Genomic DNA, 22,035 nt, shown 5'->3' with positions numbered 1-22,035 from the left:
TTTATTTTCCTTTCCTACAAGCTGTACTTTCTTGAAAGTATAAAATCTATGTTGGTTTACATTTCAATGGGGTCATTTTTATTTTGGATAGAGGGGGCAACCTTATTTTAGAGCAAGGGGGCAATTTTATTTGGTTTACGGGGTCAATCTGGACTGGATTTTCCATCTTGTTTTAACAGAAATTCCTTAATCTGTTTTTCAAATGTTTCTTTAGGAAATGCCCCCATAGCCAATTGCGGTTGTCCCGATTTCGGAATAAAAAGAATAGTCGGGATACTTTGTATTCCGAAAGCGCTCGCTAACTCTTTTTCATTATCAACATTTACCTTATATACAATTATCTGATCCTTGTATTCCTTCGCAAGCTGTTTGAGGATAGGAGAAACCTGCCTACATGGACCGCACCAATCTGCGTAAAAATCAACTATACACGGTTTCGTACCCTCGTATATCCATTCATCCTGATTCTTTTCGTAGTTGTATATTTTATTTAGGAATGTTGCTTTATCCAAAACAATCACTTTCCCCGTTTCTTCCTCAGTTTGGGCACGTAGAAAAGAATTAGCAAAAGTAAAAGCTGTAATTAAGAAAAATACGATTCTTAAATTTTTCATCTTCATTGATTTAATTTGTTTTCGCAAAAATAAAAATAAAAACCAATAGTATATTATGTAATTCAAAATACGCGGTACAATAAATATAAAACCACATAATTATATAACAATTTATGATGAGAAATTCCTTTTAATATCATATGTTATATAACTTTCTTTGAAACGTAGGTTTGATGCGGGTTTGTTTGGTTATGTCGAGATTTTTATTTTCCTTTGTCTTAAAGAAAGTGAAGAGTTAAGCCGCGCTGATTGATTGGGAAACTCATCAGTTTTTTTAATTCCGAGACATAGCTCTTGTCGCTAATGGCGGGCCGCGCCTTTCGAGGTATGCTTAGCACAGCGGATTACAAAGGTGGCAAAGCACTCAAATCCTGTCATACGGAGTTTGTTCATATCCTCAGTGCGGCTTTCTTTTATATATAATGTGTTTGAAAACACAACCGGTGAATATATAAATCATCAACATGTTGTTTTTCAAATTCTTAAAAAGATACTAAATTACGAAAAGCAAATCTGTATTAATATGGGTTTGCTTTTCTGTTTTTTTAATGATACTTTTGATACATTGTTACATCTATAGGGAAATAATAGCTGAATTTTAAAAATATATAGTGACTTTATGAGTTATCTTAAATTTGATAAGACCATAATGATAAATCTGGAAGAATCCTTAACAAGAGAGATTCTCCGAACGAATCGATTAGGTGCTTATCATTGTACCACATTTGTGGATTGCAATACACGTAAATACCATGGACTACTGGTTATGCCTGTGCCTGCACTGGGAGAGGATAATCATGTTCTACTTTCATCGTTTGATGAGACAGTTATTCAGCATGGAGCAGAGTTTAACTTGGGCATTCATAAATATTCCGGAGATAATTTTAGTCCTAAGGGACATAAATATATTCGAGAGTTTTCATCAGAAACAGTTCCTCGCACGTTGTACCGGGTAGGAGGGGTCATCTTTTCAAAAGAAAAGGTCTTTTCTATGTATGAAAACCGTATCATGATTAAATATACATTAGAAGATGCTCATTCACCTACGACGTTGAGATTCCGCCCGTTTTTAGCTTTTCGCAGCGTGAAGGAACTAACTCACCAGAATGGGTATGTGAATCAGAATTATACGGAAATTCCAAACGGGATTAAAACATGTATGTACCCTGGTTATCCAGAACTGCATATGCAGTTCAGTAAGAAGGCTAAGTTTGTATTTGAACCCTACTGGTATAACGGTATAGAATATTCTAAAGAACAGGAGAGAGGCTATCCGTATCAAGAGGATTTGTACGTACCCGGTTATTTCGAAGTGCCGATTAAAAAGGGTGAGTCTATTTATTTCAGTGCCGGAGATTTACAGGTGGCTACGACAAAATTAAAATTCCTATTTGAACTGGAAGTGAATCTTCGTACTCCTCGTACGAGTTTCTATAATTGCCTGAAAAATTCCGCTCAACAGTTTTATTATCGTCCAACCGAAAATGACGCGTATTTATTAGCAGGCTATCCCTGGTTCGGTGTTCGGGCGAGAGACTTGTTCATCGCTTTACCAGGATGTACGCTTTCGATTGATGATCCGGTTCGTTTTGAAAAAATAATGCATACCGCTATTCCTGCTTTGCGCAATTTTATGCAGAAAGAAGAAACGGATAAGGTTATTAAAGAAATAGAACATCCGGATATTCTGTTATGGGCAGTTTGGGCAATACAGCAATATGCTCGTGTTCAGGGAGTAGAAAAGGCGAAAGAATTATATGGCGATTTTCTGGAAGAAAGTATAGAATATATTATAGGACAAAAGCATCCGGATATGAAATTGATGGAAAACGGATTGCTTTATGCCAATGGAAGAGATAAGGCTATCACATGGATGAACTCGACATTCAGAGGTAAACCGGTGGTAAAACGCACGGGGTATATTGTTGAATTCAATGCCTTGTGGTATAATATGCTTTGTTTCTATAAAGAAATGCAGAACAGTGCCGTCAGTGATAAAATTGAAAAAACGATACAATCAATAGAACTGTCATTTACAGAGGTTTTTCTGAACGGATATAATTATTTGTTTGATTCGGTAACCGGAACTGCTGTAGATTGGAGTGTTCGTCCGAATATGGTTTTTGCTGTTGCTTTGCCGTATTCTCCATTAACCCGTCTTCAAAAAAGGGCAGTCTTGGATTATGTGACCAAAGAATTGCTGACACCGAAAGGATTACGTTCATTGAGTCCGAAAAGTGAAGGATATATTCCTTACTGCACCGGTCCGCAAGATCAACGAGACCTGGCGTACCATCAGGGAACAGCCTGGCCCTGGTTGCTTGGGGCATACTTGGAGGCCTATTTGAAAGTGTTCGGAATGAGTGGTGTTTCCTTTGCCGAACGTATGTTGATTAGTATGGAGGAAGAAATGTCATTGCATTGCGCAGGAACAATTTCTGAATTGTTTGATGGAAATCCTCCGTTTACAAGTAGAGGAGCTATTTCATTTGCGATGAATGTAGCCTCTATTCTTCGGGTGGTTGATTTATTGAAGAAGTATAACGATGAATAAAGCTGTACTGATATGAAAGCTTTGATGTTTGGGTGGGAGTTTCCACCGCATATATTAGGAGGGTTAGGCACGGCCAGCTACGGATTAACGAGAGGGATGGCTATGCAACCTGATATGGAGATAACATTTTGCATACCCAAACCCTGGGGAGATGAAGACCAGAGTTTTCTCAAAATAGTAGGGGTATGCAATGTTCCCATTGTCTGGCGTGATGTGGATATGAACTACGTCAGAGAGCGATTGGAAAAATACATGGACCCCCAGAATTACTATAACTATCGCGATCATATTTATGCTGATTTTTCATATAGACATGTCAATGATTTAGGTTGTATCGAATTCTCAGGACGTTACCCCGATAATTTATTGGAAGAAATAAATAACTACTCGATAGTTGCCGGAGTTATTGCAAGAACTGAACAATACGATGTGATTCACGCACATGATTGGTTGACTTATCCGGCCGGCATACATGCAAAGAATGTTTCCGGAAAACCATTGGTTATTCATGTGCACGCTACCGATTATGATCGTAGTCGGGGTAATGTGAATCCGGACGTTTATGCCATTGAAAAAAACGGAATGGATAATGCCGATCATATTATTACGGTTAGTAATCTGACGCGAATGACTGTGATTGAAAAATATCATCAAGATCCGGCTAAAGTAACAACGGTACATAATGCCGTAGAGCCGCTTAGCCCGGAAATCTTAGCCATTCAGGATAAAAAAGGCGTACACGATAAGATCATCACTTTCCTTGGACGTATAACCATGCAAAAAGGACCGGAGTACTTTGTTGAAGCAGCAGCAAAAGTGCTGGCAAAGGCTCCCGATGCCCGTTTTGTTATGGCAGGAAGTGGAGATATGATGGATAAGATGATTCGTTTAGTCGCTTCCCGGAAAATATCCGACCGTTTCCACTTTACCGGATTTATGAAAGGAAAACAAGTGTATGAAGTTCTGAAAGCCAGTGATGTTTATGTGATGCCTTCTGTATCCGAACCATTTGGAATCTCGCCTTTAGAAGCTATGCAGTGTGGCGTTCCTTCTATTATATCCAAACAATCCGGATGTGCCGAGATACTTGACTATGCCGTAAAAGTGGATTATTGGGATATAGAAGCAATGGCAGATGCCATGTATTCGATAATAACCTATCCGGCAATGCATCAGTTCCTGCAGGAAGAAGGGAAAAAGGAAGTCGATAATATCAAATGGGAATATGCCGGACAGAAAGTGCGTCGTATTTACGAACAGGTAATGAATAAATAAAAGAATAAATATTATAGGTATGAAAACGATTTGTTTTTATTTTCAGATACACCAACCGTTTCGGCTTAAAAGATATCGTTTTTTTGATATAGGAAATGATCATTATTATTATGATGATTTCCAAAATGAAGAAATTATTCGTCGGATTGCAGAAAAAACTTATCTGCCGGCCAATAGAGCGATACTGGATATGATCAAAACCAGTGGTGGTAAGTTTAAAGTTGCCTTTTCGATCTCCGGTACTGCCTTGGAGCAGATGGAAATATATACGCCGGAAGTAATTGATAGCTTTAAGGAATTGGCTCAGACCGGGAATGTGGAATTTTTGGCGGAAACATACGCTCATTCATTAGCTTCTCTTGGCGATGAAGAAGAATTCAAACAACAGGTAAAGAGGCATAAAGATAAAATCTATACGCTTTTTGGAGTGAAACCGAAGGTGTTCAGGAACACTGAACTGATTTATTCTGATGATATTTCCGATGCCGTTTATCAGATGGGCTTCCGTGGGATGCTTACGGAGGGTGCAAAACATGTGTTGGGATGGAAAAGTCCTAACTATATGTATTCTTCAGCGGTCCAGCCACAATTGAGACTATTGCTGAAAAATGACCGTTTCAGTGAAGACCTGTCTATGAGATTCAGTAATTATAGTTGGAACGAATATCCTTTGACTGCAGATAAATATATGTCTTGGATTGCTTCTACTCCGGAATCAGAACAAATCATCAGTTTGTTTATGAATTATGAAGTGTTGGGTACATTGAATGCGGCTGAAACCGGAATATTTGACTTCTTCAAGGCTTTGCCGCGTTTTGCAGCAGAAAAAGGAATTGGTTTTTCGATGCCGTCCGAAGTGTTCTCATTGCTTAAACCGGTTGATTCTATCTCCGTGCCCTATCCGATGTCTTGGGTTGATGAGGAGAAAGATTGTAGTTCCTGGTTGGGAAATGTGTTGCAACAAGAGGCTTTTCGTAAAATAAATGAGATAGGTGAACGCGTACGACTGAGTGATAACAGGAGGATATTGCAGGATTGGACGTATCTGCAAAGTAGCGATCACTTCTATTATATGAATACAAAGCGTGGACACGTGGGCTTCAGCCCTTATGAGAATGCGTATGATGCATTCAATAACTATATGAATGTGTTGTCTGATTTTATTGTCCGCGTTACGGCTCTCTTCCCAACCTCCATTGAAAACGAAGAGCTAAATTCCTTGTTGACAACAATTCGTAATCAAGGTATAGAGATTGAACAATTACGCAAAGAATTAGCTAATGCGAAAAAAAAAGCTGAAAAGAAATTGACTACAGATTGAACAAATTGATAAATAGTAATTTGTAAAAGGGTGGATTGATGTCTGCCCTTTTTATTTATGTTATTTGTAGGTGATTAATGTTTTGAATATTTAAGTATTCTTGTATTTTTGCATAATTTAATGTATGAATAGTTATGAATAAGGAAATTTTAATTTGGATTATTGCTCTTGTTACGTTAAGTAGTTGTGGCAGTGTGCCTTTAACCGGAAGAAAACAAATGCTTTTAGTTTCTGATCAGGAAGTTTTAACTTCAAGTCTTACACAGTACAGTGATTACATTAAGACTGCAAAGCTTTCTACAAATAAAACTAAAACAGCACAAGTAGTAAGAGTTGGAAAAAAAATTGCTGCCGCGACAGAGGCCTATTTAAAGGCTAACGGATTAGAGTCGGAAGTGCAGAATTTTGCGTGGGAGTTTAACCTTGTTAATGAAGATCAGGTTAACGCATTCTGTATGCCGGGCGGCAAAATCGTAGTTTATGAAGGTTTGTTGAAATTAGTTGATTCAGACGATGAGTTAGCTGTTGTTGTCGGACATGAGGTCGCTCATGCGGTAGCGAAACATTCAAATGAAAGAATGAGTCAACAATTGCTGACACAATATGGTGCATCGGTACTTGACCAGGCAGTTAGTGGGAGTTCCTCAGCCGTTCAGACACTTGCCGGTACTGTTTACGGATTAGGAGCTCAATACGGAGTAATGCTTCCCTATTCGCGTAAACATGAATACGAAGCGGATCATATGGGACTTATTTTTATGGCTATAGCAGGCTATAATCCTGAAAAAGCGGTATCGTTTTGGACGAAAATGTCAACAGCATCAAATGCGAATGTTCCAGAGATAATGAGCACGCACCCCAGTGACGGCAATCGAATTTCAGAAATACAGAAGTTTTTGCCAGAAGCAAAAAAATATATGCAAAAATAAGAAAACGAAACCTTAAAAAAGATTAGGGCGGCTTTCCGGGATCATTCTGATGATTTTCTTTCATTTTTATTTATACCTTTGTTTGGAATACAAAATGAAACGGAAGTAATCATGCAAAAACTAAAACTGATTAAGAATGATCCTTGGTTGGAGCCATATGCAGATTCAATTCAAGGACGGTTTGATTATGCTGTTGATAAAGAAAAATCCCTGACTCGGGGAGGCAAACAATCCTTGTCTGAATTTGCTTCCGGTTACATGTATTTCGGACTGCACAGAACTGATTCAGGCTGGATTTTCAGAGAATGGGCTCCTCATGCCACAGCAATATATCTGATTGGCTCATTTAACGGATGGCAAAAAGATGAGAACTATCGTTTGGCTGCCTCCGAAAATGGGGTGTGGGAGATTGAATTAGCTTTAGACAGCATACATCACGGTGATCTGTTTAAGCTTCTTATGGAATGGGAAGGAGGAGCAGGAGAGCGTATTCCTGCCTGGATACGTCGTGTTGTACAGGATGATCAAACAAAAATATTCAGTGCTCAGGTATGGAGTCCGGAGCATCCCTATTCTTTTAAACATAAAAAAATAAAGCCGGATACGAACCCTCTGTTAATCTACGAATGTCATATCGGCATGGGAACAGCGGAAGAGAAGGTCGGAACTTATGACGAGTTCCGGCGTAATGTACTTCCCCGTGTAGCTAAATACGGATACAATGCAATTCAGATCATGGCGATACAGGAGCATCCTTATTATGGCTCTTTCGGATATCATGTAAGTAGCTTTTTTGCGGCATCGTCACGTTTTGGTACACCTGAAGAATTAAAACATCTGATCGATGATGCACACGAAATGGGTATTGCCGTTATCATGGATATTGTACATAGCCATGCTGTGAAAAATGAAACAGAAGGATTAGGGCGGTTTGATGGTTCGTACGGGCAATATTTTCATACGGGAAGTAGAAGAGAACACCCTGCCTGGGATTCTCTTTGCTTTGATTACGGAAAGGATGAAGTGCTTCATTTCTTATTGTCCAATTGCAAATTTTGGCTCGAGGAATATGGGTTCGATGGTTATCGTTTTGATGGAGTAACATCGATGTTGTATTACAGTCACGGACTGGGCGAGGCGTTTATGAGTTATGACGACTATTTTAACGGACATCAGGATGGTGATGCGATAGCTTATCTGACTTTAGCGAATAAATTGATCCATGAAGTGAATCCTCAGGCGATAACAATTGCCGAAGAAGTAAGCGGTATGCCGGGACTGGCGGTGAAAGCAGAGGATGGAGGATATGGTTTTGATTACAGAATGGCCATGAATATTCCGGATTATTGGATTAAGACTATCAAAGAAAAGAAAGACGAAGACTGGCATCCGTCTTCGATCTGGTGGGAAACAACCAATCGTCGTGCGGACGAAAAAACAATAAGTTATGCCGAAAGTCATGATCAGGCATTGGTAGGCGATAAAACGATTATTTTCCGTCTGATAGATGCAGAGATGTATTGGCATATGCATAAAGATGATCGGAATTTGATGGTGGAACGCGGTATAGCATTGCATAAAATGATACGTCTTGCAACAGCTTCTACTATCAATGGGGGCTATCTGAATTTTATGGGGAATGAATTCGGACATCCTGAATGGATCGATTTCCCAAGAGAAGGAAACGGGTGGTCTCATAAATATGCTCGCCGGCAATGGGGACTGGCAGATAATCCGGATTTAAAATATCATTTTCTGAGTGATTTTGACACGGAGATGCTTCGTCTTATTAAAAGCGTAAAACATTTTCAGGAAACTCCGATTCAGAAACTTTGGGATAATGATGGCGATCAGGTGTTGGCTTTTATGCGCGAAAATTTAATTTTTGTGTTTAATTACAATCCGGCTAAATCTTTTACGGATTACGGATTCCTGACTCCTCCGGGTGAATATGAAGTTGTTTTGAATACAGATGCCATACATTTTGGAGGGAATGGGCTCTCAGATGATTCGATTCATCATTTTACGGCTTTTGACCCGTTATATAAAGAAGAGAATAAAGGATGGTTGAAATTATATTTACCCGCTCGAAGTGCAGTTGTGCTCCGAAAAATTAATTAAGAACACTTTACATTATAATTTATTATAAATCATATGTTATATCCATTTACATTCAGGCCTATCCTTAAATCTGTGATTTGGGGAGGAGCTGATATATGCCCTTTTAAAGGGATTACCCCAGTACAAAAAGGTATTGGCGAGAGTTGGGAAGTTTCTCATGTTGAAGGAAACGTGTCTGTTGTGGAAAACGGATCGTTGGCCGGTAAATCGCTTGATGAACTGATTCAGACTTATGGGAAAAGATTGATGGGAGAAAAGGTGGTTGCCCGTTTCGGAAATACGTTTCCTTTATTGATTAAATTTATTGATGCGTGCGACAACCTCTCTATTCAGGTGCATCCGGACGATGAACTGGCGCGTAAACGTCATAATTCATTTGGAAAAACAGAAATGTGGTATGTTATTAAAGCCTCTTCTGAAGCTGCTCTATATTCCGGATTTTCGCAACAAATAGATGCGGAAGAATATGTGAAACGCGTAGAAAACAATACGATTATGGATGTTTTGCAGCGTTATGATGTGAATGCAGGTGATGTTTTCTTTTTACCGGCAGGTCGTGTTCATGCAATCGGAGCCGGTTGCTTTGTCGCAGAAATACAACAGACCAGTAATATAACGTATCGTATTTATGACTATGATCGCCGTGATGCAAACGGAAACGGACGCGAATTGCATACGGAATTGGCAAAAGATGCAATCGATTATACGCTTTATCCGGATTATCGCACACATTATACGCGCAAAGAAAATGAAAAAGTAGAACTGGTTAGCTGTCCGTATTTTACGACTAACCTGTTGGAATATGATACGCCGTATAAACGCGATTCTTCAGGAATAGATTCCTTTCTAATTTATATCTGCATGGCTGGTAACGCTGTGATTAAGGATAATAACGGACAAGAAATAAACGTTAAACAAGGACAGACAGTGTTGATTCCTGCGGATACGACTTCTGTGGAAATTATCCCATCGCCTTCTGTTAAATTGATGGAGACATATATTCTTTGATGATGTCTGTTTTTTCTTTAAGTTTGCTCAAAGAATAGTGTATTAGACAAAGGAATGTTTAACTGTTATGCAAGAAGTGATAAAACCTAAAAAAGGCTTTAATTCTTTTCGTAATCGTTGGAAAAACACTACCTTAGTGCACTTTTTTGAGGGTTGGATATTGATAGTAATTAATAAAAAACTAAATGGTTGATCAAGACAGGATTATAAAGATTAACATCGAGGAAGAAATGAAGTCGGCTTACATTGATTATTCAATGTCTGTGATCGTTTCTCGTGCTCTTCCTGATGTGAGGGATGGTTTTAAACCGGTTCATCGCCGTGTATTGTTCGGAATGAATGAATTGGGTAATACATCCGATAAACCTTATAAAAAATCTGCGAGAATTGTTGGTGAAGTTTTAGGTAAATATCACCCACACGGAGATTCATCCGTGTATTTTGCTATGGTGCGTATGGCTCAGGTGTGGTCGTTACGCTATCCGTTAGTTGATGGTCAGGGTAACTTTGGTTCCGTTGATGGAGACAGCCCGGCCGCAATGCGTTATACCGAAGCCCGACTCAGTAAATTGGCTGAAGAAATGCTTCGCGATATTGATAAAGATACAGTCGATTTTCAACTGAACTTTGACGATACCTTAAAAGAACCGGCTGTATTGCCGACACGTATTCCGAATTTGCTTATTAATGGAGCGTCCGGTATTGCTGTAGGTATGGCAACGAATATGCCTCCTCATAATATGAGTGAGGTGCTTGATGCTTCTATGGCCTATATTGATGTTCGTGGAGATATTTCAGTAGAGGAATTGATGGAATATGTGAAAGCTCCTGATTTTCCAACGGGTGCAACTATTTATGGGTATGCCGGAGTAAAAGAAGCGTTTGAAACAGGGCGTGGTCGTATTGTGTTGCGCGGAAAGGCTGAAATAGAAACAGAAAGCAATCACGAGAAAATCATTATCACGGAAATTCCTTACTTAGTAAATAAAGCAGAGTTGATCAAGTCTATCGCAGAATTGGTTAACGAAAAGCGTTTAGATGGAATCTCTAATGTAAATGACGAATCCGATCGTAATGGTATGCGTATCGTGGTTGATGTCAAGAGAGATGCTAATTCCGGAGTGGTTCTTAATAAATTATATAAGCTGACTGCGTTACAGTCTTCGTTCAGTGTGAATAATATTGCATTGGTGAACGGCAGACCTCGTCAGTTAAACCTTTTTGATATGATTAAAGCTTTTATTGATCATAGACAAGAGGTAGTGCTTAGAAGAACTCGTTTTGAACTGAAAAAAGCGGAAGAACGTGCTCATATCCTGCAAGGTTTGATTATTGCTTCTGATAATATTGATCAGGTAATTGCCATAATCAGAGGGTCAAAAAGTCCTCAGGAGGCAATTGAAAATCTTATTTCAACCTTTAATCTTACCGAAATTCAGGCTCGTGCTATTGTTGAGATGCGCCTACGTCAGTTGACCGGTCTGGAACAAAGTAAACTACGTGCCGAATACGAAGAAATAGAAAAACTTATCGCCTATTTAACTGAAATTCTCGAAAATGAGGATGTTTGTATGAAGGTGGTAAAAGATGAATTGCAGGAAATCAAAGACAAATTCGGGGATGAACGTAGAACAGATATTGTTTACGCATCAGAAGAATTGAATCCCGAAGATTTCTATGCAGATGATGAAATGATTATTACGATCTCTCACTTAGGTTATATAAAACGTACGCCGTTAAGTGAATTCCGTGCGCAAGGACGCGGTGGAGTTGGGGCGAAAGGGTCTGTAACCCGTGATGAAGATTTTGTAGAATATATTTATCCGGCATCTATGCATGCTACATTGTTGATCTTTACGGCAAAAGGTAGATGTTATTGGTTGAAGGTTTACGAAATTCCGGAAGGTGCCAAAAACGCAAAAGGAAGAGCAATTCAAAACTTGTTGAATATTGAACCGGATGATAAAGTAAATGCTTTTATTCGTGTAAAGAGATTGACAACGGATAAAGAATTTATAAACTCACATTATTTATTATTCTGTACACGAAAAGGAGTTATTAAAAAGACATCGCTTGAAGCCTATTCAAGACCGCGTCAAAATGGAGTGAATGCAATTACTCTGCGTGAAGATGACGGATTGATCGAGGTGTGTATGACGAATGGAAATAATGAAGTTCTGATTGCAAGCAGGAATGGACGTGCAATTCGATTCCATGAGAGTGACGTACGCGTAATGGGACGTACTGCAGCAGGAGTACGTGGTATGACGCTATCTAACGATACAACAGATGAAGTTGTAGGTATGGTTTGCGTTAAAAAGAAGGAAGGAGAAGAAGCGGACACCATACTTGTCGTTTCAGAGTTAGGCTATGGAAAACGTACAGCTTTGGATGACGAAAACGGTGATCCTATTTACCGGATAATAAGTCGCGGAGGAAAAGGTGTGAAGACGCTTAATGTTACCGAAAAAACAGGGAAGTTAGTTGCGTTTAAGAATGTTACTGATGAAAATGATTTGATGATCATAAATAAATCGGGTATTGCAATCCGTGTAAGCGTTGCTGACTTGAGTGTTATCGGACGTGCTACGCAAGGTGTTCGTTTAATTAATCTTGAAAAACGTAATGACGAAATAGCTTCTGTGTGTAAGGTGTTGTCGGAACCGGATGAACCGGAAACTTCAGAAACTAATGATGACCAGAGTGCTGATATTGCAGATAATTCGGAAACAAAAGAATAATTATTAAATAATGAATTTTTAATTTCAAATCCATAATTGTAATGAAACGAGTATTACTTACAGTTGCTCTTTGTATAGCAGCAACAGCAACTTTCGCCCAAAAAAAAGCAGTGAAGGAAGCCGAAGGCCTGGCTAAATCTAATAAGGATTTCGCAGAGGCTAGAACTCTTATTAAAGGAGCTTTGGATAATGCAGAAACAAAAGATGATCCTAAGACTTGGTTTGTAGCCGGTTATGTGGAAGATCAACAATTCAGTGCTGAAAGAACAAAACAGATATTAGGTCAAACGCCTAATGAACCTGTAATGTATGAAGCTTTAGGAGCAATTCTACCTTATTTTATTAAGGCGTATGAGTTAGATCAACAGCCAAATGAAAAAGGAAAAATCAAACCTAAATATACGAAAGATATCAAGAGCATTTTAAGCGCAGATCATGTTTATTATATTAATGGTGGTGCATATTATTTTGATCAAAAAGATTACAAGAAAGCTTATGGTTTCTTTGATCAGTATCTTACAATCTCTGATCTTCCTATGTTTAAAGGAGAAAAAGTTGCAGAAAGAGACTCTAACTTTATGACCGTACAGTTCTACGCTGCAGTAGCTGCTACTCAATTGGGTGATTCAAAACTTGCGATTGCTGCTTTGGAACGTGCAAAAAATACGGAATTTAGACAAAATGATGTTTATCAATATCTTTGTTATGAGTATGAACAAGCAAAAGATACAGTAAACTTTGAAAAAACACTTGAAGAAGGTTTAACAAAATTCCCTGAAGAAAAATATTATTTATTGAGCTTAATCAATACCTATATTTATTCAAACAGAAATGATAAAGCTATTGAATTTTTGAATACGGCAATTGCTAAGGAACCAAACAATGCTCAGTTGTATGATGTTATGGGACGTGTATATGAAGCCGGTGTAAAAGATTATGACAATGCAGAGAAGTACTTTTTGAAATCAATTGAACTTGATCCTGAAAATGTAGAGTTCTTGTCAAATCTGGGACGTGTATATTATAATCAAGGAGTAAATAAACAAGGTGAAGCAAATATGATCAATGATAATAAATTGTATCAGGAAGAGCTGGCAAAAGCAAAAGATTTCTTCAAAAAAGCATTACCTTATTTTGAAAAAGCTCATCAATTAAAACCCGAAAATACGGAATATATGACTGCATTGCGCGGTATTTATTATAATCTGGATATGGGTAAAGAGTTTGAAGATATCGACGCGAAATTAAATAATTAAGTAATTATACGAGTAATTTGAAAAAAGCCTTTGCGGATAGTAAGGGCTTTTTTATTAAGAAAAATGATAAAAAATATAATATAATGCAACGTTTCTCGTTAAAATATCATCTCTGTATTTAAATGGAATGTAATTTGGAGATTTATGAAAGCATTGATATTTTCTTTTTTCTGTATTATTTTAGGATATTCTTTTTTGTTTGATAAGAAAGAAGTAAAAGATTCATCCTCTACTCAGAACGTGGATGCTGTAGTGATTGATAATACTAATTCTCAAAAAGTTTTCTATGTGGACTCCGTTGAATATTATGCAAGCCACAAGACTGCAGCAATCTTTGATAAACGTACAAATCAAATCTTTTAAAATTCTTTTCTCTATACTATAACTCTTCGTATGGAGGGATATCTTCTAAGAAATAATAATTCTCTTTCTCGTAGTCTATTTTGCAGCAGAAATGTCGTAATCCATTACTGACGATCAGATAATGTGCTTTTAAGCTCATATTGTAACGGACAATCTGATCAAAAACATTTCCTGTTATTTCTATTGTTGGTGCTTTGTATTCAACGATTACTAATGGCTCTAATAGGTGATTGTAAACAACCGTATCGCATCTCTTTAAGGTATTATTCAATTTTATTCCCACCTCGTTTATTGTCAGATTTTCCGGGTAGTGTTTTTCTGAAAGAAGAAAATTTACGAAATGCTGCCTTACCCACTCCTCCGGTGTTATTATAACGTACTTTTTCCTTAACCTGTCAAATATGGCCGGCTTACCATTTTTGACAGAGAGTTTAACATCGAATTTAGGTAGATTTAATGCAAGCATTTACTTATATTTGTCCTTGAATAATCATATTCAAAGGTAGCGATAAATGAAGACAAAACAAGAAATAGTAGAAAATTGGCTTCCGCGTTATACGGAGCGTAAACTGGAAGATTTTGAAAAGTATATTTTACTTACGAATTTTACTAAATATGTAGAGTTGTTTTCAGAATATTTTAATGTACCCATTCAAGGTTTGAAAAGCTCTATGCCGAATGCTTCAGCAGAAGGAGTGACAATCATTAATTTTGGTATGGGAAGCGCTAACGCTGCAACAATAATGGATCTGCTTTCAGCCATTATGCCAAAGGCAGTTTTGTTTTTGGGTAAATGCGGAGGACTGAAAAAAGCGAATAATTTGGGAGATTACCTGCTCCCGATAGCCGCCATACGAGGTGAAGGAACATCAAATGAATATCTTCCTCCCGAAGTACCATCGCTTCCGGCTTTCTCCATGTTACGTGCTATTTCTTCTGCAATAAGGGATGCGGGAAAAGACTATTGGACAGGGACAGTTTATACTACGAATAGACGTGTATGGGAGTTTGATAATACCTTTAAAGAATATCTTGTAAGGACACATGCCACAGGGATTGATATGGAAACTGCGACCTTACTTACTGCAGGCTTTGCCAATCAAATCCCAACGGGAGCTTTGTTAATGATTTCTGATAAGCCAATGATTGAAAGTGGTGTTAAAACTGAAGAAAGCGACAAAGAAGTAACGAAAAGTTTTGCGAAGGAACACGTATTGTTAGGAATCAATTCACTTCATCAAATTATTGACGGAAAGAAAACGATCCGTCATATCCGTTTTAGTTGGTAATGGCTAAGAAAGAATATACATATGAGAGCATTATAAGAGAAATTAAAGCCGGACAATTCAGTCCTGTCTATGTTTTGATGGGAGAGGAACCGTTTTTTATGGATCAGATAACGGATTTATTACTTGAGACTGTTGTCGGAGAAACTGAACGGGACTTTAATCAACTTATTATGTATGGAGCTGATACCGATGCTGTAAAAATAATAAATGCAGCCAAACGCTTTCCTATGATGTCTAAATATCAGCTAATCGTAGTTCGTGAAGCACAGATGATAAGGGATATAGAGGTGTTGACTAACTATGTAAAGAATCCGCTTCAATCCACAGTTCTTGTTTTAAACTATAAATATAAGACACTTGATCGGCGGAAGTTACTTGCAGCAACAGTTGAGAAAGTAGGAGTCCTTTTCGAATCAAAAAAGGTGCCGGATTATAAGTTGCCGGGATTTATTTCGGGATTGCTTCAGCAGAGGAAAGTGGACATAGATCAGAAAGCAACTCAAATGCTGTCTGATTATATAGGTAATGATTTAGGTCGCTTGGTGAAAGAGTTGGATAAGCTGGCAATTATATTGTTTGAAAAACGATCAAATCGGATCACTCCAGAATTAATAGAAGAGAATATCGGTATAAGTAAAGAATATAATAGCTTTGAATTGATTAAGGCTTTGGCTGTAAAAGATATTTTAAAGGCAAATCGCATTATTCAATATTTAGAGAAAAATCCGAAAAGTAATCCCATCCAAATGGTGTTACCCGTCTTGTTTAATTATTTCACCAATTTGTTTATTTGTTTTTATTCCAAAGACCGATCTGAAAATGGATTAATGGCGGCGCTTGGGATGCGAAGTGCTTTTTTTGTGAAAGATTATTCTTCAGGATTGCGGCACTACTCAGCGATGAAAACTTTTCGTATAATAGGATTTATAAGAGATACAGATGCAAAATCAAAAGGGGTTGGAAATACTTCTGTATCAGATTCAGAACTGCTTAAGGAACTTATATATACTATATTGCATTAATAATCAACAATTAAGACTGTTGTTCAATGAAGAAACTGATCTCACTTCCCGTTAATTTAGTTAATTCCATATATGATGTCTTTAACTTAGATAAAAAAGAATGGTTTTGTTACTCTGATCCGGTTGATAAGCAATTAGGATCGGGTGGAGGGACTGCCTGGTTGCTGAATGCATGTAAAGATTCAGAAGGAGAGGAATTGTCTCTGAAGGATTGGCTGAAAAAGGAAAAGAGGATAATTCTTCATGCCGGTGGACAAAGCAGGCGTTTGCCTTCATACGCGACGAGCGGGAAGGTATTAACACCTATTCCGGTTTTTCGTTGGGAGAGAGGACAAAAATTAAATCAAAGTTTGCTTTCATTGCAAATACCTCTTTATGAAAAAATAATGGCAAAAGCTCCGGATCAATTGCGAACATTGATTGCCAGTGGCGATGTCTATATTCGTGCAAACGAAAGTTTACAGTCTATTCCGGACGTAGATGTGGTTTGTTATGGACTTTGGGTCGATGCTTCATTAGCTACTAACCATGGTGTTTTTGTCTCGGATAGAAACAAGCCCGACCAACTCGACTTTATGTTGCAAAAACCTTCACTTGAACAATTAGAAACACTTAATCAGACTCATTTCTTTTTAATGGATATTGGGATTTGGTTGTTGAGTGATCGGGCAACGGAAGTGTTGATGAAACGGTCTAAGAATGCAGATGATTTTGTTAAGTATGATCTATACTCTGAATTTGGATTGGGTTTAGGAGAGCATCCGAAACTACAGGATGAAGAAGTGAATCGTTTGAAGGTTGCCATTCTACCATTGCCTGGAGGTGAATTTTATCATTATGGTACAAGTCGTGAATTAATCTCATCTACTCTGGCTATTCAAAATAGAGTTCGCGACCAGCGGGCTATTATGCACCGTAAGGTGAAGCCTCATCCTGCGATGTTTGTACAAAATGCCATAGTAGATGTAACGCTTACAAGTGAAAATTCTGAATTGTGGATAGAGAATAGTCAGGTAGGAGCGAATTGGATATTGAAGAATAAACATATTCTCACAGGTATTCCCCGAAATAATTGGACTTTAGAATTGCCGGTTGGTGCCTGTATAGATATAACTCCTTATGGGCAGAATGGATATGCTGTGCGTCCTTATGGATTTAATGATGCCTTTCGAGGTGCACTGAATGATCTTACTACTACTTTCTTAGGTGAACCAGTGAAGGATTGGTGTGCCAAACGAGGTGTTGAAATTGACTCTTTTGAAGATATTCAGGACGCTTTTCTTTTTCCTGTGTTAGAGACTGACTCTGATATGGAAATTGTTCTTCGTTGGATGCTGAATGAACCTGCTTTGGAAGCAGGTGCCCAAATCTGGAAAAATGCACAGAAAATTTCTGCTAACCAGATTCTCCGATATGCCAATATGGAGAGGCTAATAAAGCAACGGGTAGAATATAGTTCCTATAATTGGCCACAGTTAGCTGCAAATCATGAGAAGAGTGTATTTTATCAACTTGACCTGAAAGATGCTGCAGCTGCTTTTGTTAAGAATAAAATACCCTTACCACCTTCTCTTTTACCGGATGCTCCTTTGATGAAAAGGATTCATGATAGCATGTTTCATGCTGAAGTCTTACGATTACAAGATAAAGACTTTAGAAAAGAGGAACGAAATGCGTTTGCGTTATTGCAAGGTGGATTAACTGAATTACTGAGAACACAAAAGCAACGACCTTTATTAAATGTATATCATGATCAGATTGTATGGTCGAGAAGTCCTGTTCGTATTGATTTAGCAGGAGGATGGACGGATACACCTCCTTATTGTTTATATGTGGGAGGCAATGTGGTAAACGTAGCTATAGAATTGAATGGGCAACCTCCTCTACAAGTGTATGTAAAACCGGCTAAAGAATTTAAAATAATACTTCGTTCTATAGACTTAGGAGCTATGGATGTGATAACTACATGGGAAGAACTTCGTGCGTTTAATAAAGTCGGATCTCCTTTTTCAATCCCCAAAGCTGCATTGGCTTTATCTGGTTTCCTTCCTGAATTTACGGAAGAGAAATATTCGTCATTATCGGAGCAACTAAAAGATTTTGGTGCCGGGCTTGAGATAACATTATTGTCTGCTATTCCCGCCGGATCCGGTCTGGGAACAAGTTCAATTCTTTCGGCAACCGTGCTTGGCGCTTTGTCTGATTTCTGTGGTTTAGGATGGGATAAGAATGAAATAGGAAATCGTACGCTAATTCTTGAACAACTATTGACTACCGGTGGAGGATGGCAAGATCAATATGGAGGAATAATTCATGGACTAAAATTGTTACAAACAGCGGAAGGCTTTGACCAGAATCCAACTGTTCGGTGGCTTCCGGAATATTTGTTTACGGATGCAGAATACAAACCATGTCATTTATTATACTATACAGGCATTACTCGGACAGCAAAGAATATTTTGTCGGAAATAGTTCGTGGCATGTTTCTGAATAGCTCTCAACATCTGAACTTACTAACTGAGATGAAAAGCCATGCCTTAGATATGTACGATACGATTCAACATGGTGATTTTGAGTTATATGGTAGCCAGATACGCCAGACTTGGGAGTTGAATAAAGCTTTAGATAGTGGAACTAATCCTCCGGCCATTGAACATATGATAAGGCTCATTAAAGATTATGCGCAAGGATATAAATTGCCCGGAGCAGGAGGTGGTGGTTATTTATATATTGTGGCAAAAGATCCTGAAGCAGCTCTTAAAATAAAGCAAATACTCAATGAATCCGAACATTCATCTAATGCTCGTTTTGTTGAGATGAATTTATCCCGGACAGGACTACAAATAAGTCGATCTTAATTAAGAAACATTTCAGCCATTCCATTTGTTAATTTCTAAATGGAATAATATGAGCATATTTGAGCACATGTATAGTCCAAATAGACTTCGTTAATTTGCTCTTTTAATTTAAGGTTGAAATGTTGAATAGGTTTCTTTGGGTTATTCTTTTCGTATGTGTTAATATTGGCGTTACCCTTTCGCAAAATACACAAATAAAAGGCATTGTTACAGACTCTATTACAGGGGAGGATTTGGCTTATGTGTCTATACTGCTCGAAGGTACTACCATTGGCACTACAACAACTGATAATGGACGATTTTCCATGAGTACATCCTCAGATGCATCCGTGTTATTGATCTCCTATTTAGGCTATCAAGAGAAACGTGTGACAATTAATACCGGCAAAACGAATAATTTAAAGATTCAACTTGCCCCTTCCAGTATAGGCCTCAAAGAAGTTGTTGTCAAACCGAAGAAAGAGAAATATCGTAAAAAAGAAAACCCCGCTGTAATTTTTGTCCGGAAAGCAATAGAATCCAAAGAAAAATCCGATCCCCGGAATTACGATTATTTTTCATATAATAAATATGAAAATATTGTTTTGGGTCTAAATCAGTATAATCCTTCTAAAACAAATTCAAAAAGTAAGTTTGGCTTTTTATCTGAATTTGCGGATACAGTTAGTGTAGATAATGTGATCTTACCTTTATCGGAAAAAGAACGCTTTGAGACCGTTTACTATCAAAAAGATCCTAAGTCTGAGAAAAGGGTCGTGCATGGTCTAAAAGCAAATGGTGTTGACGAAATGTTTACTCAGGAAGGTATGCAACAGATATTGAATGAAGTATTTCGTGAAGTTGATATATTTCAAAATGATATTCCCCTTTTTCTGAATCGTTTTGTTAGTCCTTTATCTTCCATAGGGCCTAATTTCTATAAGTATTATCTTTTAGATACATTGACTATTAATAATAAGAAATGTGTTGATCTTGGTTTTGTCCCGTTCAATTCCGAATCATTCGGGTTTACTGGTCATTTGTACATAACGCTTGATTCGACTTATTTTGTTCAATCTGTCATACTGAATGTACCAAAAGATATTAACCTGAATTTTGTCAACCATATGACAATAGAGCAACGGTTTGAACGGGGAGAAGATGGTACGCGTATGATTAAAACAGATGATATAAACGTGGTGTTAAATCTCACATCCGGTAAAAAAGGAATATACGCAAGGCGTTTGAATGTCTATGATAATTATTCTTTTCAGAAGCCTGCAGATATATCTGTTTTTGATGTTCTCGGAGGATCCATTACGATGAAAGATGCTTCTGTTAAGACGGATGACTTTTGGATTAAGGCGCGCCCACAGGAATTACAAGATAAACACCTGAACCGGGTAGCCGTTTTAATGAAACGATTACGTGCAATACCGGCTTTTTATATCACAGAGAAGGTTATCACTACATTAGTTGCCGGTTATATTCCTACTCATCTTGATCCCAAACAAAGTAAATTTGAAATAGGGCCGATGAATACGATGATCAGCGGAAATGCCATAGAAGGAACTCGTTTACGTTTAGGCGGAACCACGATGACGGCGTTTAGTAAACGTTTCTTTTTAGATGGTTTTGCTGCTTATGGCACAAAAGATAAAGAATGGAAATACGATTTAATAGCAGAATACTCGTTTATTGATAAAACGGAATTTAGAAAAGAATTTCCGGTGCATTCACTTCGTTTTGAATACAATTATGATATTAATCAATTAGGACAACAATACTTATACACAAATAAGGACAATATGTTCCTTGCTTTTAAAAGACAGAAAGATGATCGTGCCACATATTTACGAAATGCAGAACTTACTTATACGCGTGAATACCATAATAATTTATCCTATGGTGTTGCCATAAGGCATAGAAAAGAATATGCAACTTCGTATGCCGAGTTCAACAACATAATGGCAGATAACTCAGTAAAAGCTTTGAATGATTATAAAATGAGTGAATTGGAACTACGATTTAGATATGCACCAAATGAAAAGTTTTATCAAACCCGTAATTATCGCTATCCGATTACGTTTGATGCTCCGGTGTTTAGTTTTTCGCATATAATCGCAGGAAAAGGAATACTTGGTTCTGATTATACGTATAACAGAACGGATATTGCTATTCAAAAACGTTTTTGGTTTTCTGCCTTTGGCTATTTAGACGTTATTGGGAAGGCCGGTAAAGTATGGAATAAAGTACCCTATCCGCTTTTGATCCTACCCAATGCGAATTTATCTTATACTATCCAACCGGAATCATATACAAATATGAATGTTCTTGAGTTTCTTAATGATGAGTATGTATCTTGGGATATTACTTATTATATGAACGGGTTGCTTTTAAACCGTATGCCTTTACTGAAGAAGATGAAGTTAAGAGAAGTCCTTTCTCTTCGTGGTCTTTATGGAAATCTGACTGATAAGAATAATCCCTGGAAAGAAGGAGAAGGACTTTTTGCTTTCCCTGAACGATCTTTTATCATGGGCAAAGAACCTTACTTAGAAGCCGGAGTAGGAGTAGAGAATATATTGAAGTTCTTCAGGTTGGATTATGTTTGGCGTATGACTTATTTAGATAATCCGGGTATTGATAAACACGGCCTCCGCTTTAGCTTCGAATTCAAGTTCTGATAAAAGAATAAGGGTGCA

Annotated in this window: 15 protein-coding genes; 13 read left to right on the top strand and 2 right to left on the bottom strand. The window is 37.8% G+C overall.

Features of this window, described 5'->3' with window-relative positions; genetic code table 11:
- Window positions 1-143: 143 nt before the first annotated feature.
- Window positions 144-614 (bottom strand): thioredoxin, encoded by a 471-nt coding sequence (trxA, locus tag PHT93_RS06835; RefSeq protein ID WP_300241028.1) that lies wholly within the window; start codon window positions 612-614, stop codon window positions 144-146.
- 619 nt (window positions 615-1,233) lie between these two features.
- On the opposite strand from trxA, the gene PHT93_RS06830 reads away from it, so the two are divergent.
- The 9 genes from PHT93_RS06830 (at window position 1,234) to PHT93_RS06790 (ending at window position 14,182) form a co-directional block, all read left to right on the top strand.
- Window positions 1,234-3,168 carry a glycogen debranching enzyme N-terminal domain-containing protein gene (locus tag PHT93_RS06830; RefSeq protein ID WP_300241026.1) on the top strand — a complete coding sequence of 645 codons (1,935 nt, stop codon included), beginning with the start codon at window positions 1,234-1,236 and terminating at the stop codon, window positions 3,166-3,168.
- Window positions 3,169-3,180: 12 nt separating this feature from the next.
- On the top strand, window positions 3,181-4,443 hold the full coding sequence (locus PHT93_RS06825) for a glycosyltransferase (protein WP_300241024.1): 1,263 nt from the start codon (window positions 3,181-3,183) through the stop codon (window positions 4,441-4,443).
- A 19-nt stretch (window positions 4,444-4,462) separates the two neighbouring features.
- A complete protein-coding gene (locus tag PHT93_RS06820; RefSeq protein ID WP_300241022.1) occupies window positions 4,463-5,764 on the top strand; it encodes a glycoside hydrolase family 57 protein in 1,302 nt (433 codons plus the stop codon).
- Between the two features lie 134 nt (window positions 5,765-5,898).
- Entirely contained in the window at window positions 5,899-6,693 is a 795-nt protein-coding gene (locus PHT93_RS06815; RefSeq protein WP_300241020.1) for a M48 family metallopeptidase, read from the top strand.
- A gap of 111 nt (window positions 6,694-6,804) precedes the next feature.
- Window positions 6,805-8,814, top strand: a complete 2,010-nt coding sequence (locus tag PHT93_RS06810) for an alpha amylase C-terminal domain-containing protein (RefSeq protein WP_300241018.1) — start codon at window positions 6,805-6,807, stop codon at window positions 8,812-8,814.
- A 33-nt stretch (window positions 8,815-8,847) separates the two neighbouring features.
- Entirely contained in the window at window positions 8,848-9,822 is a 975-nt protein-coding gene (locus PHT93_RS06805) for a type I phosphomannose isomerase catalytic subunit (protein WP_300241016.1), read from the top strand.
- Between the two features lie 185 nt (window positions 9,823-10,007).
- Entirely contained in the window at window positions 10,008-12,563 is a 2,556-nt protein-coding gene (gene gyrA, locus PHT93_RS06800) for a DNA gyrase subunit A (RefSeq protein ID WP_300241014.1), read from the top strand.
- A gap of 41 nt (window positions 12,564-12,604) precedes the next feature.
- On the top strand, window positions 12,605-13,819 hold the full coding sequence (locus PHT93_RS06795) for a tetratricopeptide repeat protein (protein WP_300241012.1): 1,215 nt from the start codon (window positions 12,605-12,607) through the stop codon (window positions 13,817-13,819).
- Window positions 13,820-13,963: 144 nt separating this feature from the next.
- On the top strand, window positions 13,964-14,182 hold the full coding sequence (locus tag PHT93_RS06790) for a hypothetical protein (protein WP_300241010.1): 219 nt from the start codon (window positions 13,964-13,966) through the stop codon (window positions 14,180-14,182).
- 16 nt (window positions 14,183-14,198) lie between these two features.
- Here the strand turns inward: PHT93_RS06790 and PHT93_RS06785 are convergent, their stop codons facing one another.
- Entirely contained in the window at window positions 14,199-14,648 is a 450-nt protein-coding gene (locus PHT93_RS06785) for a type I restriction enzyme HsdR N-terminal domain-containing protein (protein WP_300241008.1), read from the bottom strand.
- 46 nt (window positions 14,649-14,694) lie between these two features.
- Between PHT93_RS06785 and PHT93_RS06780 the strand changes: the two genes are divergently transcribed.
- From PHT93_RS06780 to PHT93_RS06765, 4 genes are all read left to right on the top strand, one after another.
- Complete coding sequence (locus tag PHT93_RS06780) at window positions 14,695-15,471, top strand: AMP nucleosidase (RefSeq protein WP_300241006.1); 777 nt, start codon at window positions 14,695-14,697, stop codon at window positions 15,469-15,471.
- A complete protein-coding gene (gene holA, locus PHT93_RS06775) occupies window positions 15,471-16,493 on the top strand; it encodes a DNA polymerase III subunit delta (RefSeq protein WP_300241004.1) in 1,023 nt (340 codons plus the stop codon). Before PHT93_RS06780 ends, holA begins: the two co-directional genes overlap by 1 nt.
- Before the next feature lie 26 nt (window positions 16,494-16,519).
- On the top strand, window positions 16,520-19,351 hold the full coding sequence (locus PHT93_RS06770) for a bifunctional fucokinase/fucose-1-phosphate guanylyltransferase (protein ID WP_300241002.1): 2,832 nt from the start codon (window positions 16,520-16,522) through the stop codon (window positions 19,349-19,351).
- 119 nt (window positions 19,352-19,470) lie between these two features.
- A complete protein-coding gene (locus PHT93_RS06765; protein ID WP_300241000.1) occupies window positions 19,471-22,017 on the top strand; it encodes a DUF5686 family protein in 2,547 nt (848 codons plus the stop codon).
- Window positions 22,018-22,035: the final 18 nt, after the last annotated feature.

Origin of the sequence: Massilibacteroides sp. (assembly GCF_028705895.1) — a bacterium.
GTDB lineage: Bacteria > Bacteroidota > Bacteroidia > Bacteroidales > Tannerellaceae > Massilibacteroides.
This window is presented reverse-complemented; position numbering and strand designations above follow the sequence as displayed.

Bases quoted from the DNA above. Each gene is read 5' to 3' on its own strand.
- trxA (WP_300241028.1), bottom strand. From the start codon at position 614: ATGAAAAATTTAAGAATCGTATTTTTCTTAATTACAGCTTTTACTTTT.
- PHT93_RS06830 (WP_300241026.1), top strand. From the start codon at position 1,234: ATGAGTTATCTTAAATTTGATAAGACCATAATGATAAATCTGGAAGAA.
- PHT93_RS06825 (WP_300241024.1), top strand. From the start codon at position 3,181: ATGAAAGCTTTGATGTTTGGGTGGGAGTTTCCACCGCATATATTAGGA.
- PHT93_RS06820 (WP_300241022.1), top strand. From the start codon at position 4,463: ATGAAAACGATTTGTTTTTATTTTCAGATACACCAACCGTTTCGGCTT.
- PHT93_RS06815 (WP_300241020.1), top strand. From the start codon at position 5,899: ATGAATAAGGAAATTTTAATTTGGATTATTGCTCTTGTTACGTTAAGT.
- PHT93_RS06810 (WP_300241018.1), top strand. From the start codon at position 6,805: ATGCAAAAACTAAAACTGATTAAGAATGATCCTTGGTTGGAGCCATAT.
- PHT93_RS06805 (WP_300241016.1), top strand. From the start codon at position 8,848: ATGTTATATCCATTTACATTCAGGCCTATCCTTAAATCTGTGATTTGG.
- gyrA (WP_300241014.1), top strand. From the start codon at position 10,008: ATGGTTGATCAAGACAGGATTATAAAGATTAACATCGAGGAAGAAATG.
- PHT93_RS06795 (WP_300241012.1), top strand. From the start codon at position 12,605: ATGAAACGAGTATTACTTACAGTTGCTCTTTGTATAGCAGCAACAGCA.
- PHT93_RS06790 (WP_300241010.1), top strand. From the start codon at position 13,964: ATGAAAGCATTGATATTTTCTTTTTTCTGTATTATTTTAGGATATTCT.
- PHT93_RS06785 (WP_300241008.1), bottom strand. From the start codon at position 14,648: ATGCTTGCATTAAATCTACCTAAATTCGATGTTAAACTCTCTGTCAAA.
- PHT93_RS06780 (WP_300241006.1), top strand. From the start codon at position 14,695: ATGAAGACAAAACAAGAAATAGTAGAAAATTGGCTTCCGCGTTATACG.
- holA (WP_300241004.1), top strand. From the start codon at position 15,471: ATGGCTAAGAAAGAATATACATATGAGAGCATTATAAGAGAAATTAAA.
- PHT93_RS06770 (WP_300241002.1), top strand. From the start codon at position 16,520: ATGAAGAAACTGATCTCACTTCCCGTTAATTTAGTTAATTCCATATAT.
- PHT93_RS06765 (WP_300241000.1), top strand. From the start codon at position 19,471: ATGTTGAATAGGTTTCTTTGGGTTATTCTTTTCGTATGTGTTAATATT.